This is a genomic window from Gordonia sp. C13, assembly GCF_023218005.1.
GTDB classification, from domain to species: domain Bacteria; phylum Actinomycetota; class Actinomycetes; order Mycobacteriales; family Mycobacteriaceae; genus Gordonia; species Gordonia namibiensis.
This window is the reverse complement of record NZ_JALPSY010000018.1, coordinates 30,904-54,072: the sequence shown is the minus strand read 5'-3', so window position 1 is coordinate 54,072 and position 23,169 is coordinate 30,904. Positions and strand designations below refer to the sequence as shown.

The window sequence follows — 23,169 nt, the reverse complement described above, 5'->3', positions numbered from 1 at the left end:
GTTGCTCCGCGCGCTGGCCCGGCAGACTCGTGACCCGCGCGAGCGGCGTGTCTTGTCAAGACTCGCACCGAATCTCGCGTCATGCGAACCCAGGAAATGCAGAATTTACATTTGGGCCAGGGACCAGAAATGGTTCGGATGCAACCTTTACGCATGCCTCAGCAGACGCAGGTTCCCGTTCTGGGATCGACAATTGAGCAGCTCCGCGGCGGATTCGCCGATGGAAGCACCACACCGTCCGACGCGCTGGAACTGACAATCGCGCACCTGGAAACGGTCCATCCGGCGATCAACGCCATTGCCGCCACCGACTTCGACGTAGCACGGGAGGCCGCTGAGGCGGCAACCCGACGGTGGGAGGACGGCCGGTCACTGGGCCCATTGGACGGGGTCCCGGTCACGGTCAAGGACAGCGTGAACGCGGTCGGACTGCCGTGGCGACATGGCACAAAGCCGAACGATGGACTCCCGGGCGCGGACGTCGACGCCCCGCCGTCGGCACGCCTGCGAGAGGCCGGTGCGGTGATCGTGGGCAAGACAACGATGCCCGATTTCGGCATGCTCGCCTCCGGTGTGTCCTCGCTTTACGGCATCGTGCGCAATCCCTGGGATCTCTCCATGACGCCCGGCGGGTCGAGCTCGGGTGCCGGGGCGTCGCTCGCCGCGGGCCTCACCTGGGGTGCGATCGGCACCGACATCGCGGGCTCGGTGCGTCTGCCCGCGGCCCATTGCGGCATCGTCGCCATCAAACCCACCCAGGGCCGTATCCCGCATCTCGCGCCGAGCACTGTGCGCAGCGCGGGTCCGATGGGCCGGACGGTCGCCGACGTCACCGAGCTGTTCGGTGTGGTCGGACGGTTCGACGCGCGGGACTCTTTGGCACTCGCCGACGAAACCGATTGTGACGAGCCGGTTCTGCCATTGGACGCGGTCAACGGACTGCGGGTCGGCGTCCTGTCGGACATGGGATATGGATTCCCGGCCGACGAGCCGACGTTACGGACGCTACGGGCGGCCGCCCAGACGCTGGCCGAGGGTGGTTGCGAGATCATCGAGCTGCCGGCGCCCTTCGCGCCGGGCGTCTACGACGCCCTCGACACGTTGTACGTGGTGCGTGCCCGCGCCGAGCTGGAATCACATGGCGATCGCGGTGGGTACGTGCTACCCGGACTGGTGCGCTGGATCGAGGCCGCGGGCCCGCTCAGCGCGACCGATTACGAACGCGCCTTGGGTCGCGTGACGACTGACCAAATGGCTTTCGCGGCCTTGCAGCGCGACGTCGACGTCGTGCTGTCGCCGGTGCTGCCGTCGGCGGCATTCCCGGCCGAGCACCTCGGCATGAACCAGGACCGACCGCTGGAGCACTGCAGCTTCACCGCGTGGTTCAACCAGACCGGGCAGCCGGCGGTGTCGATGCCGTTCGGCGAGGACAACGGGCACCCGGTCGCGATCCAGATCGCCGGACCGCGGTACGCGGACCGTCGCGTCCTCGCGCTGGCCGGCTGGCTCGAGGCCCGTCGTGGCAAGGAGCCCGATTGGCCGCTGGAACCGCGCGCGACGCCGGGAACCGTGTGGAAGGAGGCGAAATGACCACGAAGCTCGAACTCTCCGGAGGGCGGGTTCTGTCCGACCGGATGGATGGGACACCGACCATGGCCAGCCCCAGCTGGTGGGGTGCGGACACGTTGCGAATCCGCGGTCGGCTCGATGACGTGGCGGTCCACGTCCGCCGTTACACCGACGCCGCGCGGTCCTATGTGAACGTGCCCGCGGCGGTGGCCGCCACCGAGACCGCGGGCGCCGCCGGGCTGGGGCCGGCGGTCGTGTCCTCAGATGTCGCATCCGGCGAGCTTGTGCTGGCCGACCTGACCGAGACACATCGCACGGCAACCCTCGCCGACGGCAACACGGCGGAGTTCGTCCACAGCTATTTCGAGATCCGTTCTCGCGTCGGTGACCTCAAGCCCACTGTGGTCCGAGAGGCCACCGTCTTCGACGACATCCGCGAACTCGGCTTCCGGCTCGGCGAAGCGGGCGCCCCCGTCCCTGCCGAACTGACCTACTTCCGGCGTGTCCTCGACGACGCCGAGAAGCGCATCAAAGCAACCGATTTCGATCGCGAGCTCCGACACGGCGACGGGAACCTGTCGAACGTGATGGTTTCTCGAACCGACGGTTCGCTGCTTCTGCTCGACTGGGACCTCGCCGCGATGATCGATCCGTTCCAGGACTTGGGTGTTGCACTGGTCGAGCTCGCCGAGGATGAAACGCACGCACGTGAGCTCTTCGAGGTTGCGTACGGCAGCTTCGACGAGGCGCTGTTGGCCCGGTGCCTGTTCTACGGGTACGCCGACCACGTGCGTCAGGGCATGTTGGGGATGCTGGTCGACGCCCTCGACCCAGGCTCCTTCGAGTATTCGAAATTCGGTGACTGGCAGTTGCTGCGAGCACGGTTGGCGTTGTCGGGTACCCGATCTGGTGAACTGCTGAGGAGGATTGACCGATGAAGACGCTATCCGACGAGCACGAAGCCGCCGGGGTGTTGCGGGGCGGGGCACGAACCTCGGCCGAACGCGCGGTGGAGTCCGCGCTGGACCCGGTGGCGGCTTGGGTCGGCCGTACGATCCGGTATCAGCCCGTACACGGCGGGCTGCAGAACGAGAACTGGCGCCTTGACGTGGAGGGGGAGGACACGCCGTACTTCCTAAAGATTCCGGGCGCCGGCTCAGATGCATTCATCGACCGCGGAAACGCCCATCACGCGGCTGAACAGGCCAGTGCCCTTGGGATCAGTCCGAAGATCGCCCACTTCGACCCGTCGACGGGTATCGAGATCATCGAGTTCCTCGAAGACTACCGCGCGTGCACCAACGGCGACATGAAGCGTCCGGAGATCGCCAGTGAGATCATTCGGTTGTACCGGGCCTTCAACAGCATCGAACCGTTGCCTTGTACCAAGACGATCCTCGACATGATTGTCGAACACCACGATCAGGCACTGGAACTCGGAACTCGGTTACCGCACTTCTGGCCCCAGCTGAAGATCGAGTACTTCTCGGCACGGGACGCGTTGCTGGCCGGTGGGATCGACATGGCGCCGTGCCACAACGATCCGATGCCCGGCAACTTTCTGATCGCCGAAGGCAAACCGATGCGCCTGATCGACTTCGAGTTCTCGTCGAACAACGAACGGGCTTACGAACTCGCCGTCATGACCACCGAGTTCTTCTTCGATGACGTCCGAACCGCCGAGTGCGTCGAGGAATTCTATGGCTCCGCGACGACCGAAACCATTGCACGCGTACAAGTGTGCGGATTCCTCGCCGACATAAAGTGGGGGCTGTGGGCGATCGTTTACGCCCAGCTCAACGAGTCCTGGGACTACGACTACCAGAAGTACGGCGTGTGGAAACTCCGGCGCGCGCTCTCACGCACAGCTGATCAACGGTGGGGTGCCTGGATCGGCAACATCTGACGAATCCTCGTCGTCTCACCGCACACCTGGTCGATCCGCAACGCAGTCGGTCCGGTGTTCTACCAAGAAAGGCCGCTCAATGGGCACCTCTTCGATCCTGGACGGAAACCGTTTCGACACCGAGAGTCTCGGTGCACTGGCCCCTGCTGCGCGGGCGCTCGTCGAGCGTAGGATAAACACCCTAGGTACCAGCTACCGCCTCTTCTACCGGAACCCCGTACAGGCCGTTCGCGGACTCGGCACGCGGCTCTACGATGCCGAGGGACGTGAGTACCTCGATGCCTACAACAACGTCGCCAGTGTCGGCCACTGCAATCCCGCGGTTGTGGAGGCCGTGACCAAGCAGCTGAGCACGCTCGCGACACACTCCCGTTATCTGCAGGACGGCATCGTCGAATACTCCGAACGGTTGTTGCAGACCTTGCCGGAGTCCCTGAACAGGGTCATGTACACCAACTCCGGCTCGGAGGCGAACGACCTCGCGCTACGGGTGGCCCGCCACTACACCGGCGGCACCGGGATCGTCGTCACCTCTGAGGCCTACCACGGCACCACGGCGTCATGCGCCGAGGTGTCACCCTCGGACGGCAGTGGGGGCCTGCCCGCCCACGTCATCGCCGTCGATCCACCGAATTCGTACCGGCACGAGGAGGATTCTTCGGTCGCCGAGGCGTTCGCCGCCCGGGTGACCAGAGCGTTCGAGACCCTTCGCGAGCGCGGCCACGAGCCGGCGGCACTACTCGTCGACAGCATCTTCTCCTCGGACGGGGTCTTTCCCGTCGACGGCGCGCTGCAGGCCGCATTCGCTGCGGCGCGTGCCTTCGGAGCACTGGTGATCGCCGACGAGGTGCAACCGGGGTTCGCCCGGGTCGGGACATCGTTCTGGGGATTTGCCCGTGACAACGCAGTCCCCGATCTGGTCACACTCGGCAAGCCGATGGGCAACGGTGTCCCGGTGGCCGGCATGGTGGCCAACACCGAGATACTCGACGCTTTCGGGCGGGATGTTCCGTATTTCAACACCTTCGGCGGATCGAGTGTGCCGGTGGCGGCGGCCGCCGCGGTTCTGAGGGAGATCCGGGAACGCCGTTTGTTCGAGAACGCCGAGAGCATCGGTGCGATCGTACGGGCCGGATTGGAGGAGCTGGCCTCTGACTTTCCGCAGGTCGGTGACATCCGCAGTGCTGGACTCTATTTTGGTGTAGAGCTGGTGGCAGATCCGGAGACCAGGGAACCGGGCACGGCGTTCGCCGCGGACCTGATCAACGCATGTCGCGAAGGTGGTCTGCTCATCTCCGTGTGCGGCCCGACGAGCAGCACGCTGAAGATCCGTCCCATGCTGACGTACACGGTTGCAGACGCCGAGCTTCTCGTCGAGCGGCTCGGTGCCGCGCTGAACGTGGCCACACGCTTGGCGAAGGCGGGCGTCGCATGAGCCGGAAACCCGCAGCCGTCCTGTGGGACATGGACGGAACGATCCTGGACACCGAGGAGTACTACAACGATTCGGCGAGGGGTATTCTCCACGCCCATGACGTCGCCTGGACCGACGAGATCGAGTTGGCACTCAACGGAGGCAGTCTTCCCGATATGGCACAGGTCCTCATCGACGCGGGCGCCGAACTGACGGTCGACGAGATCGTGCGCCGGTTCATCCTCGATGTGTCGGCCCGACTCCGGGGAAAGTTGCCGTGGAAGCCGGGCGCAGAGTCGATGCTCCGCGGATTGAGGGCCGAGGGTACCCCGACCGCGTTGGTGACGATGTCACCCCGGGTGCTGGCCGAGATGGTCGTGTCCGCGATGTCCTTCGACGCGTTCGATATCGTCGTGACCGCGGACGACGTCGAACGGGCCAAGCCGGCCCCAGACGCGTATGAACTCGCGGCAGCGAAGCTGGGCGTCGACATCCGTGAGTGCATCGCGGTGGAAGACTCGCCCCCCGGGATCGCTGCTGCCGTGGCCTCGGGAGCGCGCGTGGTCGGCGTGCCGCTGGAACACCTTGTTCTCGAGGATTACGAATTCACCCGGTGGGACGGCCTCGCCGGCCGCACTGTCCAGCAGATGTTCCGTGTCTGAGATTGCGACCCGCTCAACCTGACGACCAGCGCACGCCGGCGTGCATCTCCCAGAACAGGATCTCGGCTCCGCCGGGACTGTGCACGGAGATCTCGCCGGCGTTTCTGGTACGTACGGCATCACCCTCGCCGAGGGCCGTGCCGTCGAGTTCGACGTCCCCTCGTGCGAAATACAGGTGACCGTAGGGTGCGTCGGGCAGCGTCACCGTCTTTCCGGCCGGCATCCGCGCGACATGCAGGGCGGCGGCGGAGTTGTTGATCGTCACCGGCGTCGTCGTCGCGTCGCGGGACAGTCCGGAGGCGACCACCACGAGTTCGCCGGTCGCCAGCGCACCGGAGACGTCGGCCTCGGCGTATCCGGGTTCGAGGTCGGCCTCGTCGGGTGCGACCCACATCTGGACGACGCGCAGGTCGGTGCCGTCGAGGCGGCCGGTGGCGTTGCCCTCGCTGTGGGCGATCCCTCGACCGGCCGTCATGCGTTGCACCACTCCGGGTTTCAGGATTCCGTCGTTGCCCGTTGAATCGCGGTGGCGCAGTGCGCCTTCGAGAACCCATGTGACGATCTCGGCATCGCGGTGCTGATGGCGGTCGAGCCCCTCGCCCGCGTCGACCCGATCGTCGTTGTGCACGAGCAGGACTCCGTGGGCGTTGGCCGCAAGGTCGAAGTTGCCCGTCGCCGGGAAGGACTGCCAGGACTCGAGCCACTCGTTGCGCCAGTGGTGACGCTCGTCAGCCCGGATGATGGTGAGCGACATCAGGTCTCCTGATCTCTCGGGTGGGTGGCGTCGAGATGGGTGGCGAGTTTGTCCATCACCGCACGCAGTTCGCGTCCATCGGAGGGTCGCAATGAGGAGAAGAACAACTCGTCGACGCATCGACCGTGGTCGTGAGCGGCCTCGCGGAAGGCGGTACGCCCCGCCTCGGTGAGCACCGCATAACTACCGCGCCGGTCCTCGACGGCGCGTTCGCGTTGCAGCCAACCGCGTTTGACCATCGCGTCGACCTGGTAGGACAGACGCGACGTGGAGAACACCATGCGATGCGACAGGTCTCGCATCCGCAGTCGGCCGCCCTCGCTCTCGTGCAGGATGAGCAACACGCTGTAGTCGGCGAGACTCATTCCGGCGGTGGCGCGCAGGTCGTCGTCGAGCATGGTCTGCAGCCGCGCGGCGGTCTCGATGAAGACGCGCCACGCGGCCTGCAGATCGTCGGAGTCGCCGGCTGAGTCGGGGGACATCGATCAGCGAATGGTGTGCGGCATCAAGGCGTTCGGCGGGACGACGCCGAGTCGGCCGGCCTGGTAGTCCTCGACGGCCTCGATGAGTTGCTGCTTGGTGTTCATGACGAACGGACCGTACTGGAACACTCGCTCTCGGATCGGCTGACCTCCGAGCAGCAGGACCTCCAACGCGGGACGGTTGCTGTCCTGCGAACCGTCGGCGGTCACGGTGATCCGGTCGCCCTTGCCGAGGACTGCGAGTGATCCCTGTTCGATCGGGCGGCCCTCGGCGCCGACCCGTCCGCGCCCGGACAACACGTAGACCAGCGCGTTGAACCCGGGATTCCACGGGAGCGACACCGCCGCACCCGGTTGCACGGTGGCGTGGGCCAGGGTGATCGGCGTGTGCGTGGAACCCGGCCCGCGGTGGCCTTCGATCTCGCCGGCGATGATCCGGATCAGCGACCCGGCGTCCGGGGAGGTCACCAGACCCACCTGACCGCCCTCGAGATTCTGGTAATTGGGCGGGAGGAACTTGTCCTTGGCGGGCAGGTTCACCCACAGCTGGATGCCGTGGAACAGCCCGCCCGACTCGACCAGTTCGGCCGGAGGTGTCTCGATGTGCAGGATGCCGGACCCGGCCGTCATCCATTGCGTCGCCCCGTCTTCGATGAGGCCGCCGCCCCCGGCGGAATCCTGGTGGGCGAACCGCCCCTCGATCATGTAGGTCACGGTCTCGAAACCGCGGTGCGGATGCCAAGAGGTGCCCCGCGGTTCGCCGGGTTCGTAGTCGACCTCGCCCATCTGGTCCATGTGGATGAAGGGATCGAGGTCAGCGGCGGAGACACCGGCGAAGGCACGCACCACCGGGAACCCTTCTCCCTCGTACCCCCGCGGTCCGCGCGTGACCGAGCGGACGGGACGTTCGAGGGCGTCGACCCCGGGGGAGGACAGGCGCGTCAGGGTCAAGGTGTCGGCGGAGACGGCAGGCATGGGGTGCTCCTTCGTTCGGTAGTCGCTCAAATTTGAGCAACTCTGTGTGGCTCAACCGTCGGGGGCACCGGACTATTCCTCACGCGTTCGCTCTCCCGGCGGGCGACCGGTGGGCGATAATCCAGCCCATGGTCGACACCTCGTCATCGAAGCCGCCCGAGCGCCAACGCATCAAGAAGCTGGCGCAGGCGGCATTCAATGCCGACGTGACGGTCGAGCAGCTCGAGGGGATCATCGCCGACATGGGTGAGACCCTGGAGGGCCTCGGCCCGACCATGGGCAATCTCGATGCGACGATCGAGAAGCTGGATGCGACGCTCGTGCGGATGTCGGGAACACTCGACAACGTGGATGCCACCGTCGGTCGGATGTCCGATGTCGTGGCGCGGCTCGAGCGGGTCGTCGCCCGGGTCGAGGTGCTGGTCGGCATCGGGGAGGCGGCGCTTCGTCCGCTCGGAGCGCTCGAGTCCGCGGGCAGGTCGGTCGCGGCACGGTTCGGCCTCCACTGATCCGGGTTCGACGAGCAGGGCATACGAGCAGGCAACGAGAGAGCAGGGAATGACACCGGAAGAGCACAGTTTCCGCGGACCGCACGGCCAGACCATCGTCTACGACGTGCACCGGCCCGAGGGCGATCCGCGCGGCGTCGTGGTGATAGCCCACGGACTCGCCGAACACGGTCGACGGTACGGTCGCGTCGCCAAGCGCCTCGTGGCCGCGGGTTATCTGGTGGCGATTCCCGACCACATCGGTCACGGACGGTCCGGCGGCAAGCGGATGCGCCTGCGCCGTTTCGGCGAGTTCACCGGCGACCTCGACACCGTCATCGCCCACGTCTCCGACGACGCTCTCCCGACGTTCCTCATCGGCCACAGCATGGGCGGCTGTATCGCGCTCGACTACGCACTCGACCATCAGGAGAAGCTCGACGGTCTCATCCTGTCGGGTGCCGCGGTGCTGCCGGGGAACGACCTGTCTCCGCTCGCGGTCAAGGTCGCGCCGATTCTCGGGCGGATCGCGCCGGGACTGCCGACCACCGCGCTGAGTTCGTCGAGCATCTCCCGCGATCCGGCCGTCGTCGCGGCCTACGACGCCGATCCGCTCGTCTCGCGCGGAAAGATCCCGGCCGGGCTGGGCGGGGCGATGATCGCCACGATGCAGTCGTTCCCCGCGCGACTGCCGTCACTGCAGCTGCCGGTGCTCGTGATGCACGGCGGCGCCGACGCCCTCACCGATCCCAAGGGCAGCGAACTCGTCGAACGGCTCGCGGGTTCGGAGGACAAGACGCTGGTCATCTACGACGACCTGTTCCACGAGATCTTCAACGAACCCGAGCAGGACGTGGTTCTCGACGAGGTCGTGAGCTGGTTGGAGCGGCACTCGCCCGCTGCGTCGTAGAGCTTCCGCCGGTCAGGTCAGGCGGACGACGACGCCGGCGAGAAGCACCAGCACGCCGCCGATCTCACCCACGATCAGCGCGAGCATGAACAGATACGTCCCCGGCATCGGCTTCTCGAACTGATTCGTGGTGTCGCGCAGAGCGCCGTGGATGCAGTACGCGGCGATCGCGGCGACGAAGAACACGATCGGCACCGCGGCGGCCGCGAGGTTGACCACCGCTCCGAACGCGCTCAGCTCAACGAGTGCGGCGAGGACGAGGGTCGCGAACGAATACATCAGCGCCGCACGATGAGCGATGTCGACGTAGATGTGCGCGGCGTGCTCGGGCGACGTGCGGATTCCGTGGTACTTCCACACGCCCAGCGCCAGACCCCAGACCAGGATCAGCCCGGAGGCGATCACCACGGCGATGGTGTCGGTGCCGACGAGGTCGGCGAGATCGGAGGAGTTCACCTCGCAAACCTAACCGCTGCGGTCGGTATCGACGCGGACTGACAGATGAGTCAGCAACAGGTATCGCTCAGCGATACCTATTGCTGATCCTCTTGCCGGAGCGGCTTACCGAACCTGCGTGGTGGTGGTCGTCGTCGACGATGCGGGCTGCTCCGAGATCGGCGGCGACGGAGCGAGCTGCGGTGCGGAGGGGTCCGTCGTGGTCGCGGCCGATTCCTCTGCAGCGGAGGCGGATTCGGCCGCTGCCGACTCGGATGCAGCGGGCACGGAGGCTGACACGTCATCGCTCGACGGCGCAGCCGGCTCGGAGGCGTCGGACGGGACAGCCGATTCCGACGACGACGGGGTCTCCGACGACGCGGAGGAGGCGTCGGTCGATTCCGTGGCGGCCAGGATCGAGGCGTCGAGGGCGGGGGAGGCAGCGGCGGCCTTCTTCACGGCCATCGTGACCTTCGCGGGTGCATCGGGATCGGGGCTGCCCGACGCCGACACGACCGTCGTCTTCGCGGTGACCGGCGGGTTGTTGCGCAGCGCCTCGAGGACATGACCCTTGCCGTCGCCGAGAGCGCGACCCCAATTCTCCCAGGTGTGGCCGCCATAGTTGGGCAGCGAGATCACCGATGCACCGGACTGCTTGGCCTGCAGCTGCATCAGCACGGTCGACACCGCGGACAGGATCTCCAGCGCGATCGCCGAGATCTGGTCCTGAGGGGCGAGCTTAGCCAGTTCGGACGGGGTCAGGAAGCCGTTGCCCGACGAGATGACCAGTACCTGGCCGTTCTCCGCGAGCTTGCTGACGTTCTTCGACGGGTCGTTGTCGGTCCAGCGGGTCCCGCCCGGCTTTCCCCACATGTTGACGATGCCGCTGACGTAGTTCGACACCAGGCTCTGCGTCGCGAAGACGCCGAGGGCGCCGATGGGGTTGTCGGTCTGGTAGTAACCCGACATCGCCTGGACGACCTTGAACTGCTCGGGATGCCGTTCGGCGAGGGTCACCGCGGGACCGCCCGACATCGACAGACCGACGATCGCGTTGTTGTTGCGGGCGACGCCGAATTCCTTCTCCAGGTAGGCGGGGAGCTCGGAGGTCAGGAAGGTCTCCTGCTTGATGATGGTGTTGTCGCTGCCCGCACCGCCGTCCCAGTCGGTGTAGAACGACGACGCGCCGCCGACCGGCATGACCAGCGTCGTGTCGGCCTTGGCGTCGTAGACACGGGCGGCCTGGACATCGGTGGTCCACGCCGAGCGGGTCTCGCTGGCCCGCATGCCGTCGAGCAGATAGACACCGCTGTCACTGCCGCTCGATGCGCGGATCTGGACGATCACGTCGCGCTTCTGGGACTCCGACCACACCTTGCAGTTCTGCACGAAGTAACCGGACGAATCCCAGGTACAACCCGGGCGCAACTTCTCGGGATGACCGCGTAGGGCGCTGGCGGTGTTCGACGAGTCGAGCAGCGTGCTCGCCCCGAACAGACCGAGCGTGAGGATGGCGACGACCGAGATGCCGGTCAGTACCCGCCTGCGAGGCGAGAGACGACGGCGCTTCGGGCTGTTGGCCTCTGAACCGGGGGCCTCGGAAGGGTGGGCCTGCGATGAGTGCGACATAGAGCTCCTGACGTACGCGGCCACCCGAGGATCGCGTCGGTGCCGATGTCAAGAATGTCGTTCGACGACCCGACCGGCGTTACGCCGCTCTGTTCAGCCTGCCGCCTTCGCTGTTCGGATGGCGATCTCGGCGGTCTGTTCGGGGCGCTCCCACCAGAACATGTGACCGACACCGGCCCACTTCTCGAGGGACGCGCCGGGGATGGCGGCGGCCATACGCTCGCCCTCGGCGACGCCGATGACCTCGTCGACGTCGCCGTGGATGACGGTGGTGGGGACGCTGATGTCGGCCAGCCGGTCGCGGGTGTCGTGGCCGGCACAAGCCGTCGCCTGGGCCGCGACCACCGCCGACGGCACCTTGCGCAGTGTGGAGAACTTGGTGAACGTCTCGAATGCGCCGTCACCGGAACAGAACTCGGGGGACAGGTTGACCTCGAATGCGGTGCGGGCGACGCGCGCTGCGTCGCGGGAGGCGATGGCCTCGACCAGTCGTAGCGCGCCGGAGGTACCGATTGCGCCCGGACCTCCCGCGGTGGTGCACCCGAGGACGACACTACGCACGCGGTCGGCGTGGTCGAGAGTCAACTCCTGGGCGATCATGCCGCCCATCGACGTGCCCAGGACGTGCGCGGCGTCCCATCCGAGGCCGTCGAGGACGCCACGCGCGTCGTCGGCGAGATCGGCGATCGTGAACGAACCCTCGGCGCGGCTGCTCCCGCCGATGCCGCGGTGGTCGTAGACGGCGACTTCGAAGTGCGGGATGAGTCGGTCGAGGAGTTCGGCGGTCCACATCTCCCGATGTGCGGACATGCCGGCGATGAGGAGAAGCGGCTCGCCGGTGCCGGTCACCTCGACATCGAGGACGGTTGACGAGTCGGGGCCGGTGGGTATCAGCATGAAGGCCGAGCGTAGTCACGGTCCCTGCACCGCGTGGGCGTCGTGCGATAAACACCGGCGATCAATCCCGGGAATATGTGTCCTTGTCCTCGCCGAATGCGTCACTAGCCTCAGCCGAGAGACCTGACACGAGGAGACGCATGTACGCAACCGGCTTCGAACGGCCGACCGCCACCCGTCCGAGCCCATCGTCGATGCTGCGCGACGCGGGTGGGACCTACCTGGCGAACGGACTGATCGGACTGATCTTCGCCGCGTCGGGACCGGTGGCGGTGATCCTCGCGGCAGGTGCGGCGGGTGACCTCACCACCGCGCAGCTGACGTCGTGGATCTTCGGGGTCTTCGTGCTCAACGGGATCCTCACGGTGGTCGCCAGCTGGGTGTACCAGATGCCGCTGGGCTTCGCCTGGACGATCCCCGGCACGGTGCTCGTCGGTTCGGCGTTGGCGCACCTGAGGTGGGCCGAGGTCGTCGGTGCGTTTCTCCTGACCGGCCTGCTGATCGTCCTGGTGGGTCTGACCGGCCGTGTGCGACAGGCGATGTCGGCGATACCGATGCCCATCGTGATGGGCATGGTCGCCGGTGTGTTCCTGCAGTTCGGCCTCGACATCGTGGGCGCGGTGGGAGCAGACCCGTGGGTTGCGGTTCCGATCGTCGTCGCCTTCTTCGCGCTCCAGTGTCATCGGACGGTGAGCCGGCGGGTGCCGCCGATCATCGGCGCGTTCGTGGTGGGCGCGATAGCGGTCGTCGCGACCGGGTCATTCCACATCGATGCCCCGGCGTCGTCGATCGTGGCGGCGCCGGTCTTCACCGTCCCGGAGTTCACCGTCCGGGCGGCGATGGAACTGGTGGTGCCGCTGGCCATCACCGTGATCGTCGTGCAGAACGGACAGGGCGTCGCGGTGCTGCGCGGCGCCGGACACCATCCGCCGGTCAACGTGATCACCGTGGCGAGCGGGTTGTGGTCGGCACTCGCGGCATCGGTCGGCGCGATCTCGTCGTGCCTGACCGGTCCCACCAACGCGTTGCTGGTCGCCGGTGGCCGCCGCGACCGCCACTACATCGCGGCGTTGACCTTCGGGGTCCTCGCGATCGCGATCGGCGTGTTCGCGCCGGTGTTCGTGACGTTCATGCAGGCGATGCCGTCGGCATTCATCGCCACGGTCGGCGGTCTGGCGCTTCTCGGTGCGCTGCAGGGAGCGTTCCGCGGAGCGTTCGGCTCCCGGTTCACGATGGGCGCGCTGGTGACCTTCCTGGTCTCGGTGTCGGACCTGACGGTCCTGAACATCGGGTCGGCGTTCTGGGGCCTCGTCGCCGGGATGGCGGTGTCGTGGGTGGTCGAACGCGACGACTTCCGCGCCGACGACCCGGCTGAGCACTGACAGACGGGGCGCAGACAGAAACCGGCGGGCACATCCAGAGTGGATGTGCCCGCCGACTTCTCGAGAGAGGGCGGCGTCAGACGCCGTAGCCGAGCAGCGACTTGACCTCGAGGAACTCGTCGAAGGCGTAGTCGCCCCATTCGCGGCCGTTGCCGCTCTTCTTGTAGCCACCGAACGGTGCGACTGGGTCGACCGTGGCGCCGTTGAGGCCGATCGAACCCGCGCGGATGCGCGAACCGATGCGGCGGACCTCGTCGATGTCCTTGCCGGAGACATAACCGGCGAGGCCGTACTCGGTGTCGTTGCCGATCTTGATCGCCTCGTCGATCGAGTCGTAGGCGATCACGACGAGGACCGGGCCGAAGACCTCGGTTCGGGCGATCTCCATGTCGTTGGTGACGTTGGTGAACACCGTCGGCTTCACGTAGTAGCCCGTCTCGAGGCCCTCCGGGCGTCCGGCTCCACCGATGACCGGGGTGGCGCCGTCGGCGATCGCCCGCTCGATGAGGCCCTGGATCTTGTCGAACTGTGCCTCGGAGACCACCGGGCCGAGCTGCACGTCGGTCGTCGGATCGCCGACGGTGATGTTCGGCTCGACCGACTTCGCGATCTCGGCGACCTCGTCGAGGCGGGAGGACGGCACGAGCATGCGGCTCGGGGCGTTGCACGACTGGCCGGAGTTCATCATCATCGCCGCGATGCCGCCGGCGACGTTCTTCGCGAAATCTTCGTCGTCGAGGATGATGTTGGGGCTCTTGCCGCCGAGCTCCTGAGCGACACGCTTGACCGACGGAGCCGCGGTCTTGGCGACCTCGATGCCCGCACGGGTGGAGCCGGTGAACGAGATCATGTCGATGTCGGGGTGGGCGGCCAGCGCGGCGCCGACGCCCGGTCCGTCACCGTTGACGAGGTTGAACACGCCGGCGGGAACGCCTGCGGCGTCGAAGATCTCGGCGACGATGGCCGCGCTGAACGGTGCCACCTCGGAGGGCTTGAGCACCATGGTGCAACCGGTGGCCAACGCCGGGGCGACCTTGCACATGACCTGGTTGAGCGGCCAGTTCCACGGCGTGATGAAGCCACAGACACCGATCGGCTCCTTGACGATGCGGTGTCCGCCGCGGTCCTCGCTGAAAGAGAAGCCGGGCAGCTGGGCGGCGGCGGTCATCAGGTGGCCGAGGCCGATCGGAACCTGCGCGGCGTTGGTGAGGCCGACGGGCGAGCCCATCTCCTCGGTGACCGCGGCGGCGAGGTCACCCATCCGGTTCTGGTACTCGGCGATGATCCGGTTGATGACCTCGAGGCGTTCCTCGACGGTGGTCTGGCCCCAGGTCTCGAAGGCGCGGCGGGCGGCTTCCACTGCGGCGTCGACATCGGCGGCGCTTCCGATCGCGACCTGCCCGGCGGCCTTCTCCGTGGCCGGGTTGATCACGTCGATGACGTTGAGCTCGGCGGGTTCCACCCACTGGCCGTCGATGTAGAACTTGGTGATGTCCGGCATATCGCCTCCGTTGTCGCACTGATGTGAGGACATTTGTTGTCGATTTCACACTCTATGCCGTGAGGCGTCGGAGGTCTCGTGAATCCGGCAGCCGGAGCAGGCCGTCGGGCGAGGCGTTTTGGGACAGCCGTCCCAGTCGCATTTTGCGACAGTTGGTCAGGAGGTTCGGGGACTAAGGTCGAGGCATGATTCTCATCGTCGTGAAATGGCCCATCAAGCCCGAGTATGCCGACGAATGGCCGGAGCTGTCGCGTGAGTTCACCGAGGCGACGCGCGCCGAGCCGGGCAACAAGTGGTTCGACTGGTCGCGTTCGCTGGACGACCCGCACACCTACGTGCTGGTCGAGGCATTCGACGACGACGCGGCCGAGGCGCACGTGACCTCACCGCATTTCAAGCAGGCGCAGCAGGAACTGCCCAAGTACCTGCAGCGGACCCCGGACGTCATCAACACCACGATCGAGGGCGACAGCTGGTTCGAGCTGGGTGAGTTCCGGGTCGAGTAGCGGGGCCTCAACCCCCGTGCACGCTGCTGAGGATTGCGATGATCACGCCCGCGATCGTCAGCACGCCGACCACCCACGCCATCGTGATCGCGAGGCGACGGCGACGGAACCGTGCCGCATTGATCGCGACGCCGAGGCACACGAGGATCGCGATCGAGTAGAGCGAGATGCCGAGGGTGAGCAGCGCGGCCGAGGAATCGGCGGCTACAGAGTCGGCGGCTGGGGAGTCGGCGGCCAGAACCCGGGTGGACATGCCCACGAGTACATCACCACGGCTGCATCACCCCGGCGCTGACCCGAGCCAACCGCGTCGTGAACTCTCGGGCGGACGCAGCACCAAGCGCTTGCTAGGGTTCCCGCATCGGCTCGGTCGAGGAGGATGCGTGGACGTCGACGGCAAGGATCTGACGGGCAACGTCTTCGTGGTGACCGGTGCGGGCAACGGGATCGGCCGTTGCGTCGCACTGGATCTGATCGCCCGCGGTGCGACGGTGGTCGGCGCGGACATCAACGAGGTCGGTCTCGCGGAGACCGGGCGGCTCGTGGGGGACTCCCGGTTCCACGCCCACAAGCTCGACATCGGCGATCGCGAAGCGGTGCAACGGTTTCCGGACGCGGTTCTCGCTGACGTCGAGCACGTCGACGGGCTGTTCAACATCGCCGGCATTCCGCAGGACACCCAACCGATCGCCGACGTCGACGACGACCGCATCGACCTGCTCATGCGCGTCAACTACTACGGCACCGTGTGGCTCACGCGGGCCTTCCTGCCGCATCTCGAACAGCGTCCCGACGGCGGGTTGATCCTCATCACGTCCAGCCTGTCCGGGCTCGCGCCGTTCCCCGGTGCGGCGTTCTACGGAGCCAGCAAGGCGGCGGTCGCGTTCTTCGGTTACGGACTCGCGCAGGATCAGCGTGGAAAGAAGTCGAAGGTCACCGTCACGACGGTCCTTCCGGGGACCATCTGGACCGACCTGGTCCGCAACACCTCCAAGGCTCTCGGCACCCCCGAAGCCCTCGCGAGGAACTTCGCGATGGCCCCGGAGAAGGCTGCACGCCTGATCGTCGACGCCGCCCTCGCCGGGCGGGTCCGTGTGGTGGTCGGCAAGGACGCCCACGTGTTCAACGGGGCACGCAGGCTCAGTTCGCGGTTGAGCGAGCGCATGGCATATGCACAGGTGGGCCGATTCGTGTATCGGCCGACGCGTCGTCGGAACGGATGACACCGAGCCGGGAGCCGGACCTACTGGTTGAATTCGATCATGCGATCTCCCGGATCATCCTCTGCGCGCACCGTCGTGGCCCGTGTCGTGACTGCCGTGGCCGCCCTGTCCGTCGTCGTGGGACTCGGTGCCGCTCCGGCGCTCGCCGCGCCGTCGGACGGCGAACGGACGTCGCTCAGCTACGTCGCGCTGGGTGATTCGCGGGCGGCCAGCCCCACCACGCTCACCCAGTTCCAGGGATGCTCACGGTCGGATACCGCCTACCCCGATCTGCTGGCGAAGACCATCGGCGCGACATCGTTCCGCACGGTTGCCTGTGTCGGCGCTCGCGGAGAGAACATCACCTCGGCGCCGCAGTTGCGCTTCGACGGACTCCATCCGCCGCAGATCCAGGCGGTGCGTCCGGACACGGACCTGATCACGATCTCGATCGGCGCCAACGATGCCAACTGGGGCAACCTCTCGCGCTGGTGTATCGCGCCGATCCAGGGCATGGACTCGCAGTGCCGGACCAATCCCTTCTACGTGAACGGGGTCAACGACGGGCTGCGTGCGCTCGAGGCCTCGGTCGATTCGTCGCTGAAGGCGGTCCGTGCGCAGGCGCCCAGGGCGGTCATCGCCGTGGTCGGCCAGGGCGGGTACTTCGGGAACCGCGGATGCTATCCCGCCAACCCGGCGAGCGACGCCGACATCTCGTTCATCCGGAACAGCTTCCTCGGTCGGTACAACACGATCCTGAAGAAGGTGTCCGAACGGCACCGCGCCATCTTCGTCGACATCCAGAACCAGGTCGTCGGACATGACGCCTGCTCGCGGGACAAGTGGTTCGAAGGCTTCGTGCCGACCAGCATCTACCTCGGATTCCACCAGAACCTCAAGGGGAACCAGGCCATGGCCCGACTGATCGCCGAGGCGTTGCCGCAGGACCTCCGTACCTCGCGCTGAGTCCGGAATCCCGGTGCCCCCAGTCGGACTCGAACCGACACTGTACCGATTTTAAGTCGGCTGCCTCTGCCAATTGGGCTATGGGGGCTTCGGAGTGAGCATAGTCAGGCTCCGTGACCTGCCTGTTCCTCGACCCGCTCTTCCTTGACCCGCCCACCTGACCGGGTGATCATCGGAGACATGGACGCGGCAGCGGTGACCGGCGCACGGAACTGGGAGGCTGTCCGAACGCGGCATCCCGAACTCGTCGACCGTCTGGAGGTCGGCCTGACACAGGGCGATCCGCTTGCCGATGCGGTGGTCGTCGAGGCCCGAGAACGGGGCATGTCGTTCTCGACACTCGTCGATCTGCTCGAGTCCCATGCGGATTCGGAGACGGCGGATGATCCCGACCGGATCGAGATGCCGGCGTCGATGCGCCGCCTGCTGCAGGTGACGAGCACCCCGCCGACCTGGTTCGACGCGGCGTTCGCGGCGTCGGGGGCACGCGCGTGGTGGCGATTCGGCACGCTGCAGTCCTCGACGCTCTATCAATCGCTGATCTACGGGTACAAGGCACAAGGGTTCGTTCGACCCCTGGTCGCGACCGGGCGCCTCGGGTTGGGGACCCGCGACCGGGTGCAGTCGACCGCGCGTTGGGTCGCGGAGGCGACCACGCCCGGCGCGATGCTGCCGGGTAACCCCGGTTGGATTGCGACACTGCGTATCCGACTTCTCCATGCCTACATCCGCGATGCCCTCACCCATCCCCGTGGCGCAGACGGGGAGGACCAGGGCTGGGACGAGGCCGCGTGGGGCGTGCCGATCAACCAGACCTACTCGGTCATGACCATCTCGTGCGGGTTCCTCGCGCTGCCCCTGCTGGTCGCGCGCGACCTCGGCATCCACTACAGCAGCGCCGAGCGGGAGGCGATCACCCACCTGTGGCGGTGGATCGGCTGGGTCATCGGCGTCGACGACGACCTGCTGCCGGCCAACCACGGTGAGGCGGCCGATCTCTTCCGAGTCGCCGCGGAGTTCGAACTCGAACCCGACGACTCGTCGAAGGTGCTCATCAAGGCGTTGCTCCACGAGGGTTACGACCTGCCCGGTGTCGTCCACGGTGCTGCGCCGATCCCGGTGCCCTCGGTCCTGGTGTCCGCGCTCGATGCGGTCACCGGTCCCATCCTCCGGTCGTCCTTCGCCGCGATCTCGACGCGGTGGGTGGAACGACCGGTCGCGCGGCGCATGGGCTTACGTCGTTCGCCGTTGCATCACCTCGTCGACGTGGCACGACCGGCGATCCGGTTGCGGGAGATCATCCGCACGACCGGGCTGCTCGGCTCGGAGTCCGCCGTCATCGAACGTGAACTCCGCACCGTGCGCCGCGGGCTCGGGATGGAAGTTCACGCAGGGCAAACATCGTTGACCCGATAACTTACTGCTGATAACTTAACGCCGTAAAGTCGACCGAGGCGAGGGGGACGCACGGTGGTTCGATTGACACGGCTGATCATCGCGATGCCGAAGAGGGTGCTGCTCGGCGCCTTCGTCCTGATCGTGGTCTGCGGCGCATACGGTGCGACCGCCGCCGAACATCTCCTGGCAGGTGGCTACAGCGCTCCGAACGCCGAATCCGCGCGAGCCGACAATGTGCTCGACGAGACCTTCAACCGGGGCGGCATCCAGGTCGTCCTCAAGCTCGACGGCCCCGACGGCGTGGACATCTCGCGCGATCCGACCGCGAAAGCCGTGGCCGACAACATCATCCGTGACCTCGATACCAACGAGCACGTGCAGGACCAGATCCTGTCGGTCTGGACCCACCCGACCCTCGACTCGGCGCTGGTCAGCCGCGACCGGGCGTCGACTCTGATCATCGTCGCCCTCGAGGGGGGCGAGGACCTCGCACCGGCCCGGGCGGCCGAGATCGACGAGGAGTTCACCGGCGAGCGAGATGGGATCTCGATCCGGGTCGGCGGCCAGGCGCTCGTCTACTCGCAGGTCAACGAGCAGACCGCGTCCGACCTGCTGATGGCCGAGGCGATCGCCATCCCCATCACCTTCATCGTGCTGATCTTCGTCTTCGGCGGACTGATCGCGGCAGCATTGCCCGTCGGCATCGGCATCATCTCGATCATCCTGACGTTCGCGCTGCTGCGGGCGATCGGATCGGTCACCGACGTCTCGGTGTTCGCGCTGAACCTGACCACCGCACTCGGTCTCGCGCTGGCCATCGACTACACGTTGCTGCTGCTCACGCGCTATCGGGAAGAGGTCGATCGGGGACTCGAACGTCCCGACGCGATCGTCGCGACCCTCGCGACAGCCGGTCGGACCGTGGCGTTCTCGGCGGTGACCGTGGCGCTCTCGCTCAGTGCACTGGTGCTGTTCCCGCAGTACTTCCTGCGTTCCTTCGCCTTCGCCGGCCTGGGCGTCGTGGCGGTGGCGGCGTTCTCCGCGCTCATCATCACCCCGGCCGTGCTGATGGTCCTCGGGGATCGGATCGACGCCCTCGACGCACGCAAACCCATGCGTCGACTGTTGCGTCTGCCGCCACCGCAGCCCCGCGAGCCGGAGGACACCCGGTGGTACCGGCTCGTCCAGTGGGTACTCCGACATGCACTGCCGGTTGCCGCGGTGGTCACCATCTTCTTGCTGGTCCTCGGCGCACCGTTCCTGTCCCTCCGGATGGGCTTCCCCGACGACCGCGTGCTCCCGGAGTCCGCGAGTTCCCACGCCATCCAGCAGGAGATCCGCGACGGCTACGAGGACGATCTCTCCTCGGGGATCACCATCGTCGTGCAGGGACCGGCGGGACCGGAGTCGCTCGCCGCGTACACGAAGGCGCTGTCGCAGGTCGACGACGTCAACTCGGCCGGCTCGTCGGCGGGGACCTTCGTCCGCGGCGAGGCGCTCGCGCCCGGCAGTCCGGACGACAGTCGCGGCGACGTGCACGTCGTCAACGTGTCCACCGATCGCGACCCGACGAGCGATGCCGGTATGCAGCAGCTCGACGCCTTGCGCGCGGTGCCCGCACCCGAGGGAACGGACACCCTGTTCACCGGTCTGGCGGCGACCACCGACGACACCGTCAGTTCGATCTTCGCCCACACCCCCTGGGTGCTGGCCATCATCGCCGTGGCCACGTTCGTCCTGCTGTTCCTCTTCACCGGCAGCGTCGTCCTCCCGCTGAAGGCCCTCGTCCTCAACATCCTGTCGCTGTCGGCGACCTTCGGTGCGATGGTCTGGTTCTTCCAGGAGGGCCACCTCGACGGCCTGGGCACGACGGCGACCGGAACGCTCAACGCGACCGTGCCGGTGCTGCTGTTCTGCGTGGCGTTCGGCCTGTCCATGGACTACGAGATGTTCCTCCTCGGACGTGTGCGGGAGGAATGGCTGAAGTCCGACCGCACCCGCCAGGCGAACGACCATGCGGTGGCGTTGGGCCTCGCGCGCACCGGCCGGGTGATCACGGCGGCTGCCCTGTTGATGAGCATCGTGTTCGCCGCGATCGCGGCCTCCCAGGTGTCGTTCATGCGTATGTTCGGGGTTGGGCTGGCGCTGGCAGTGGTAATGGACGCGACCCTGGTCAGGGTGTTCCTGGTGCCCGCGTTCATGCGCCTCGTCGGACGCGCCAACTGGTGGGCGCCGCCGCCGCTGCGGAAGCTCCACGACCGCTTCGGGTTGTCCGAGGAGGTCGCCGGCCTCCCTGGGGACGACCCACCCGGACCACAGCGAACTCACGAGAAGGATCGAGCGCAGGAGAGCAGTGACGACACGCAGACGGGCGAGGTCGCCTCGCGGGGCAGGTGAGATCCTCGCCGAGGAGATCATCGAGGCCGCGGGTGAGCTCCTGGTCGAGCACGGAGACGACACCGCCATGTCGATCCGGGCGGTCGCCACTCGCGTCGGGGTGACCCCGCCGTCGATCTATCTGCACTTCGCCGACAAGGACGCGCTGCTCGACGCCGTGTGCGCCCGGTACTTCGAGCGGCTCGACGCCCAGCTCGCCACCGCCACCGAGGACATCACCGACCCGCTGGACCGTGCGCTGCAACTCGGGCTGGCCTACATCCGTTTCGCGGTCGCGACCCCGGTGCTCTACCGGGTGGCCTTCGGCAAGCCCGCCGATGCGGCACATCCCTCCAAGGTCGATCAGGTGCTGACCGCCAGCGCCTACGCGCGATTCGCGGATACGGTGGCCGAACTCGCCGACGAGGGCATGTTCGGTCGTGACGAGGTGAACGACGTCGTCCTCGAACTCTGGGCCGCTGCGCACGGCGTCGCCTCGCTGATGCTCGCCAAGCCCGGCCTGGGGTGGGGGGACCAGTTCGAGCGGGCCGAGTCGATGCTGAAGGCCGTGTGCCTCGGACGTGCGGTGATGACCGTGAACGCGGCCGATCGGGACCCCGAATCCGCCCGGGCATGGCTGGCGACGCTCCGCTCCGGGCAGGACGGGGAGTAGTCGTGAACGACAGAATGGTCAAGGGCCGGTAAAGTCGCATTCGACACGGTCGTCTTGTGATCCCGTCAGGGAACTCACAGGAATGACCCGACGTTGAGACGGTATACATCCGTACCGATTAAGGAGCGCTTCGTGCGAGAGAGCAGCAATCCGGTGATGCGCGGCGTGGTCCGCGACAATCAATCCGGATACGCGGGATTCGGGGCCGGCATGGCCGGCGCCGGCGTCTCGATGAACAAATACGGTCAGGCCACTGATCCGTACACCCCGCAGGCACCGTCGGCCACCCGGCAGCTCACGATCGACGACGTGGTCACCAAGACCGCGATCACCCTGGGTGTCCTCACGGTTGTCGCGATCGCGACCTACTTCGGCATCTCCAGCCGGGCCACCGAGGCCGCTCAGACGAGCCTCGCGCTGCCGCTGATGATGGTCGGCGCGATCGGCGGCCTCGTCCTCGTCCTGGTCGCGACCTTCGGTCGCAAGCAGGACAACCCGGCCATCGTGCTCGCCTACGCGGCATTCGAGGGTCTGTTCGTCGGTTCGATCTCGTTCGTCTTCGCGAACCTGGTCGTCGGCGGTGACATCTCGGCCGGAGCCCTGATCGGACAGGCCGTCCTCGGTACGTTCGGCGTGTTCTTCGGCATGCTGTTCGTCTACAAGATCGGCGCCATCCGCGTCACGCCGCGCTTCACCCGGATGCTGTTCGCCGGCATGATCGGCGTGCTCGTGCTGATGCTCGGCAACCTGGTCATCGGCCTGTTCACCGGTGAGGCCGGCATCCTGCGCGACGGCGGCCCGATCGCGATCATCTTCTCGCTGGTCTGCATCGCGCTGGCGGCGTTCAGCTTCCTGCTCGACTTCGACTCCGCCGACCGCCTGATCCGCGCGGGCGCACCCGACCGCGCCGCCTGGGGCGTCGCTCTCGGTCTGACCGTCACCCTGGTCTGGCTGTACGTCGAGATCCTGCGCCTGCTGAGCTACTTCAACTCGGACTAGTTCCCGACGCGGCCGACCGCCGCACCGGACCCGACGACGAACCCC

The 23,169-nt window shown here is 66.9% G+C and carries 23 protein-coding genes and 1 tRNA gene; 15 read left to right on the top strand and 9 right to left on the bottom strand.

All coding sequences use genetic code 11. The annotated features are described in order from the left end of the window. Nucleotides 1-153: 153 nt before the first annotated feature. The 5 genes from M1L58_RS14850 (at nt 154) to M1L58_RS14830 (ending at nt 5,551) form a co-directional block, all read left to right on the top strand. Complete coding sequence (locus tag M1L58_RS14850) at nt 154-1,590, top strand: amidase family protein (protein ID WP_248659459.1); 1,437 nt, start codon at nt 154-156, stop codon at nt 1,588-1,590. Then, nucleotides 1,587-2,507, top strand: a complete 921-nt coding sequence (locus tag M1L58_RS14845) for a phosphotransferase (protein ID WP_248659458.1) — start codon at nt 1,587-1,589, stop codon at nt 2,505-2,507. Before M1L58_RS14850 ends, M1L58_RS14845 begins: the two co-directional genes overlap by 4 nt. Further along, on the top strand, nt 2,504-3,475 hold the full coding sequence (locus M1L58_RS14840; protein ID WP_006357669.1) for a choline kinase family protein: 972 nt from the start codon (nt 2,504-2,506) through the stop codon (nt 3,473-3,475). The genes M1L58_RS14845 and M1L58_RS14840 overlap by 4 nt, the downstream gene beginning before the upstream one ends. 79 nt (nt 3,476-3,554) lie before the next feature. Beyond that, entirely contained in the window at nt 3,555-4,910 is a 1,356-nt protein-coding gene (locus M1L58_RS14835; protein ID WP_248659457.1) for an aspartate aminotransferase family protein, read from the top strand. Beyond that, the gene (locus M1L58_RS14830) at nt 4,907-5,551 is read left to right on the top strand and encodes an HAD family hydrolase (protein WP_182372578.1); all 645 of its coding nucleotides are present in this window, start codon (nt 4,907-4,909) and stop codon (nt 5,549-5,551) included. Before M1L58_RS14835 ends, M1L58_RS14830 begins: the two co-directional genes overlap by 4 nt. A 13-nt stretch (nt 5,552-5,564) precedes the next feature. Here M1L58_RS14830 and M1L58_RS14825 read toward each other — a convergent pair whose 3' ends face one another. Genes M1L58_RS14825 through M1L58_RS14815 form a run of 3 tightly spaced genes read right to left on the bottom strand, consistent with a single transcriptional unit; the run spans nt 5,565 to nt 7,762 of the window. Then, a complete protein-coding gene (locus tag M1L58_RS14825) occupies nt 5,565-6,305 on the bottom strand; it encodes a pirin family protein (RefSeq protein ID WP_248659456.1) in 741 nt (246 codons plus the stop codon). Beyond that, nucleotides 6,305-6,787, bottom strand: a complete 483-nt coding sequence (locus tag M1L58_RS14820) for a MarR family winged helix-turn-helix transcriptional regulator (RefSeq protein ID WP_248659455.1) — start codon at nt 6,785-6,787, stop codon at nt 6,305-6,307. Before M1L58_RS14820 ends, M1L58_RS14825 begins: the two co-directional genes overlap by 1 nt. Nucleotides 6,788-6,790: 3 nt before the next feature. Continuing rightward, a complete protein-coding gene (locus M1L58_RS14815) occupies nt 6,791-7,762 on the bottom strand; it encodes a pirin family protein (protein ID WP_248659454.1) in 972 nt (323 codons plus the stop codon). Nucleotides 7,763-7,890: 128 nt separating this feature from the next. Here M1L58_RS14815 and M1L58_RS14810 point away from each other — a divergent pair, with 128 nt between their 5' ends. Then, nucleotides 7,891-8,271: a hypothetical protein gene (locus M1L58_RS14810; RefSeq protein ID WP_006867480.1), complete on the top strand. Its 381-nt coding sequence runs from the start codon at nt 7,891-7,893 to the stop codon at nt 8,269-8,271. 49 nt (nt 8,272-8,320) lie between these two features. Continuing rightward, complete coding sequence (locus M1L58_RS14805) at nt 8,321-9,160, top strand: alpha/beta hydrolase (RefSeq protein ID WP_248659453.1); 840 nt, start codon at nt 8,321-8,323, stop codon at nt 9,158-9,160. A 12-nt stretch (nt 9,161-9,172) separates the two neighbouring features. Here the strand turns inward: M1L58_RS14805 and M1L58_RS14800 are convergent, their stop codons facing one another. The 3 genes from M1L58_RS14800 to M1L58_RS14790 all read right to left on the bottom strand — a co-directional run bounded on the left by M1L58_RS14800 (nt 9,173) and on the right by M1L58_RS14790 (nt 12,121). After that, complete coding sequence (locus M1L58_RS14800) at nt 9,173-9,616, bottom strand: hypothetical protein (protein ID WP_248659452.1); 444 nt, start codon at nt 9,614-9,616, stop codon at nt 9,173-9,175. A 105-nt stretch (nt 9,617-9,721) separates the two neighbouring features. Beyond that, entirely contained in the window at nt 9,722-11,224 is a 1,503-nt protein-coding gene (locus M1L58_RS14795; protein WP_248659451.1) for an alpha/beta hydrolase, read from the bottom strand. A gap of 93 nt (nt 11,225-11,317) precedes the next feature. Beyond that, a complete protein-coding gene (locus M1L58_RS14790) occupies nt 11,318-12,121 on the bottom strand; it encodes an alpha/beta fold hydrolase (RefSeq protein ID WP_248659450.1) in 804 nt (267 codons plus the stop codon). A 140-nt stretch (nt 12,122-12,261) separates the two neighbouring features. On the opposite strand from M1L58_RS14790, the gene M1L58_RS14785 reads away from it, so the two are divergent. Next, nucleotides 12,262-13,503 (top strand): benzoate/H(+) symporter BenE family transporter, encoded by a 1,242-nt coding sequence (locus tag M1L58_RS14785; RefSeq protein ID WP_248659449.1) that lies wholly within the window; start codon nt 12,262-12,264, stop codon nt 13,501-13,503. 76 nt (nt 13,504-13,579) lie between these two features. Here the strand turns inward: M1L58_RS14785 and M1L58_RS14780 are convergent, their stop codons facing one another. Then, nucleotides 13,580-15,004, bottom strand: coding sequence for an aldehyde dehydrogenase family protein (locus M1L58_RS14780; protein WP_248659448.1), 1,425 nt, complete (start codon nt 15,002-15,004; stop codon nt 13,580-13,582). Nucleotides 15,005-15,189: 185 nt separating this feature from the next. On the opposite strand from M1L58_RS14780, the gene M1L58_RS14775 reads away from it, so the two are divergent. Continuing rightward, nucleotides 15,190-15,510 carry a putative quinol monooxygenase gene (locus tag M1L58_RS14775; RefSeq protein WP_006867487.1) on the top strand — a complete coding sequence of 107 codons (321 nt, stop codon included), beginning with the start codon at nt 15,190-15,192 and terminating at the stop codon, nt 15,508-15,510. A gap of 7 nt (nt 15,511-15,517) precedes the next feature. On the opposite strand, the gene M1L58_RS14770 is transcribed toward M1L58_RS14775, so the two are convergent. Then, nucleotides 15,518-15,763 (bottom strand): hypothetical protein, encoded by a 246-nt coding sequence (locus M1L58_RS14770; RefSeq protein ID WP_248659447.1) that lies wholly within the window; start codon nt 15,761-15,763, stop codon nt 15,518-15,520. A 130-nt stretch (nt 15,764-15,893) separates the two neighbouring features. Between M1L58_RS14770 and M1L58_RS14765 the strand changes: the two genes are divergently transcribed. Both M1L58_RS14765 and M1L58_RS14760 read left to right on the top strand, forming a co-directional pair. After that, nucleotides 15,894-16,733, top strand: a complete 840-nt coding sequence (locus M1L58_RS14765; protein WP_248659446.1) for an SDR family NAD(P)-dependent oxidoreductase — start codon at nt 15,894-15,896, stop codon at nt 16,731-16,733. Between the two features lie 39 nt (nt 16,734-16,772). Further along, nucleotides 16,773-17,678 (top strand): SGNH/GDSL hydrolase family protein, encoded by a 906-nt coding sequence (locus tag M1L58_RS14760; protein WP_248659445.1) that lies wholly within the window; start codon nt 16,773-16,775, stop codon nt 17,676-17,678. Nucleotides 17,679-17,692: 14 nt separating this feature from the next. On the opposite strand, the gene M1L58_RS14755 is transcribed toward M1L58_RS14760, so the two are convergent. Next, nucleotides 17,693-17,766 (bottom strand) — tRNA-Leu (locus tag M1L58_RS14755). A gap of 92 nt (nt 17,767-17,858) precedes the next feature. Here M1L58_RS14755 and M1L58_RS14750 point away from each other — a divergent pair. The 4 genes from M1L58_RS14750 (at nt 17,859) to M1L58_RS14735 (ending at nt 23,124) form a co-directional block, all read left to right on the top strand. After that, nucleotides 17,859-19,094 (top strand): oxygenase MpaB family protein, encoded by a 1,236-nt coding sequence (locus tag M1L58_RS14750; protein WP_248659444.1) that lies wholly within the window; start codon nt 17,859-17,861, stop codon nt 19,092-19,094. 54 nt (nt 19,095-19,148) lie between these two features. Further along, nucleotides 19,149-21,473: an MMPL family transporter gene (locus M1L58_RS14745; RefSeq protein ID WP_248659443.1), complete on the top strand. Its 2,325-nt coding sequence runs from the start codon at nt 19,149-19,151 to the stop codon at nt 21,471-21,473. Continuing rightward, the gene (locus M1L58_RS14740) at nt 21,430-22,125 is read left to right on the top strand and encodes a TetR/AcrR family transcriptional regulator (protein ID WP_248659442.1); all 696 of its coding nucleotides are present in this window, start codon (nt 21,430-21,432) and stop codon (nt 22,123-22,125) included. The genes M1L58_RS14745 and M1L58_RS14740 overlap by 44 nt, the downstream gene beginning before the upstream one ends. A 132-nt stretch (nt 22,126-22,257) precedes the next feature. Further along, nucleotides 22,258-23,124, top strand: coding sequence for a Bax inhibitor-1/YccA family protein (locus M1L58_RS14735; RefSeq protein ID WP_006867494.1), 867 nt, complete (start codon nt 22,258-22,260; stop codon nt 23,122-23,124). The last annotated feature ends 45 nt before the right edge of the window (nt 23,125-23,169 follow it).